This is a genomic window from Pseudomonas sp. NPDC089407 (assembly GCF_044900445.1).
In the GTDB taxonomy this organism is placed as follows: domain Bacteria; phylum Pseudomonadota; class Gammaproteobacteria; order Pseudomonadales; family Pseudomonadaceae; genus Aquipseudomonas.
In genome coordinates, this window is the sequence record NZ_JBJDNB010000077.1 from 1 (window position 1) to 1,625 (window position 1,625).

Annotated in this window: 1 protein-coding gene; it reads left to right on the forward strand. The window is 67.4% G+C overall.

Annotation, left to right across the window (positions count from 1 at the left end):
- Positions 1-1,625 (forward strand): condensation domain-containing protein (locus ACI2KG_RS29040; RefSeq protein ID WP_404664247.1); only part of this gene is annotated, 1,625 nt, incomplete at both ends.

Genomic DNA, 1,625 nt, shown 5'->3' on the forward strand with positions numbered 1-1,625 from the left:
GTGCAGGTGGTACGCAAGGCCGTCGAGCTGCCGTTCAGCGAGCATGACTGGCGTGGCCAGCCGGCCCTGGAACAGGCCCTGCAGACACTGGCCGAAGGTGAGCGCCAACGTGGCTTCGACCTGGCCGCTGCGCCGCTGCTGCGCCTGGTCCTGGTGCGTACGGGCAATGCCAGCCACCACCTGATCTACACCAACCACCACATCCTCATGGACGGCTGGAGCACCTCGCGCCTGCTGGGTGAAGTACTGCAGCGCTACGCCGGCCTGGCGCCGCAAGCGCAGGCTACGCATTACCGCGACTACATCGGCTGGCTGCAAGGCCAGGACGCGGCCGTTGCCGAAGCTTTCTGGAAGGCCCAGTTGGCGGTACTGGACGAGCCGACCCGGCTGGCCCAGGCCATTGCCGGCCGTGCAGGTGGCAGCGGTTACGGCGACCACCGCCTGGCCTTCGACCGCGAGCAAACCGCCCGCATCGAAGCCTTTGCCCGGGCCAACCGGGTCACGGTCAACACCCTGGTGCAATCGGCCTGGCTGCTGCTGTTGCAGCGCTGCACCGGCCAGGCCAGCGTGTGCTTCGGCGCTACCGTGGCCGGGCGCCCGGCAGACCTGCCAGGCGTGGAAGAGCAGATCGGCCTGTTCATCAATACCTTGCCGGTGATCGGTGCGCCGCGTGCCGAGCAGCCTGTGGCCGAGTGGATCGGCCAGGTGCAGGCTGGCAACCTGGCGCTGCGCGAGTTCGAACACACACCGCTGTACGACGTGCAGCGCTGGGCGGGGCAGGGCGGTGACGCGCTGTTCGACAGCATTCTGGTGTTCGAGAACTACCCGGTGGCCGAGGCGCTGCAACAAGGTGCACCCGGTGGCCTGCGCTTCGGCGACGTGACCGTGCAGGAGCAGACCAACTACCCGCTGACCCTGGTGGTGGAACTGGGCGCGACACTGTCGATGCAGTACAGCCACGACCGCGCACAGTGGAGCGACGAGGCCATCGCCCGCCTGGCGGGTTACTTTGCCAACCTGCTGCAGGCGCTGGTCGAGAACGCAGAGGCGGTGATCGGTGAACTGCCAATGCTGGATCAGCCGGAGCAGCAACAGCTGGTCGAAGGCTGGAACGCCACGCAAGCCGCCTACCCGAACGAGCGCAGCCTTCATCAGCTGATCGAGGCCCAGGTGTTCGCCACCCCGGATGCCCCGGCGCTGGCGTTTGGCGAGCAGACCCTGAGCTATGCCGAGCTCAACGGCCGGGCCAACCAGCTGGCACACAAACTGCGCGAGCAGGGCGTAGGGCCGGACGTGCTGGTAGGCATCGCCATGGAGCGCAGCCTGGAGATGGTCGTCGGCCTGCTGGGCATCGTGAAGGCCGGCGGCGCCTACGTGCCGCTGGACCCGGAATACCCGCAAGACCGCCTCAGCTACATGTTCGAAGACAGCGGCATCGCCTTGCTGCTGACCCAGTCGCACCTGCGTGAAACCCTGCCGATCCCGGCCGGCCTGCGCAGCCTGGACCTGGACACCGAGAACCTGAGCGGCTACAGCGACAGCAACCTGAACATCGATGTGGCGCCGCTGAACCTGGCTTACGTGATCTACACCTCCGGCTCCACCGGCCGCCCGAAAGGCGCCGG